Below are 925 nucleotides of genomic sequence, written 5' to 3' on the forward strand. Positions count from 1 at the left end.
GTTTGCCTACCGGCCGGACATCGATGCGCTGCGGGGGGCGGCGATGCTGGCGGTGCTGGTGTTCCACCTGAACAAGGCCTGGCTGCCGGGTGGCTTCACGGGGGTGGACATCTTCTTTGTGATCTCCGGCTACGTGGTGATGGGCTCGCTGCTGGGTCAGGCGAGCAAGCCGCTGTGGCCACGGCTGGGCACGTTCTATCTGCGGCGTGTGCGGCGTCTGCTGCCGAACCTGTTGGTGTGCCTGGGGGTGACGAGCCTGGCGGTGGCCCTCTGGGTTCCCCCCGGCGAGAACGGCCCCTACTTCATGACCGCGATCAAGGCGTTGTTCGGCTGGTCGAACAACTTCCTGATGGGGCAGATCGATTACTTCAATCCGGACGCCGACCTGAACCCGTTCCTGCACACCTGGTCGCTGGGTGTGGAGCAGCAGTTCTACCTGGTGTTCCCGCTGCTGATGGTGGCGATCGGCTATGGGGTGCGGCGGAGCGTGCCGCTGCTGGCGGCGCTGATCGTGCTGTCGCTGGGTGCGAGCTGGTGGTGGACGCAGAGCGCCCCGATGGCGGCGTTCTTTCTGATGCCGAGTCGGCTGTGGGAACTGACGGTGGGCTCGCTGCTGCTGGTGGCGCAGCGGCGGGGTCTGCTGGGGGCGGAGTGGCTGCAGGGCCGCTGGCCGCGGCTGGCGGGGGCGGCGCTGCTGCTGTGGGCGGTGGTGATGACGTCGGAACGGGAGGGCTTCCCGGTGCCCGGGGTGCTGCCGGCGGTGGTGGGGACGCTGCTGGTGCTGCAGGCGGGCCCGGGAGAGGGGGGGAGATTTCTGCCGGGGCGGTGGCTGGAGCGTGTGCTGCTGACGTGCGGGCTGCTGTCGTATTCGCTGTACCTGTGGCACTGGCCGGTGATCGTGCTGCTGCGCTGGACGTGGGGGATG

Annotated in this window: 1 protein-coding gene; it reads left to right on the forward strand. The window is 68.6% G+C overall.

Features of this window, described 5'->3' with window-relative positions:
- Nucleotides 1-925, forward strand: a 925-nt coding sequence (locus KUG38_RS16765; protein WP_216923548.1) for an acyltransferase family protein, incomplete at both ends; no start/stop codon positions are given.

The organism is Synechococcus sp. CCAP 1479/9 (assembly GCF_019038535.1).
GTDB lineage: Bacteria > Cyanobacteriota > Cyanobacteriia > PCC-6307 > Cyanobiaceae > Cyanobium.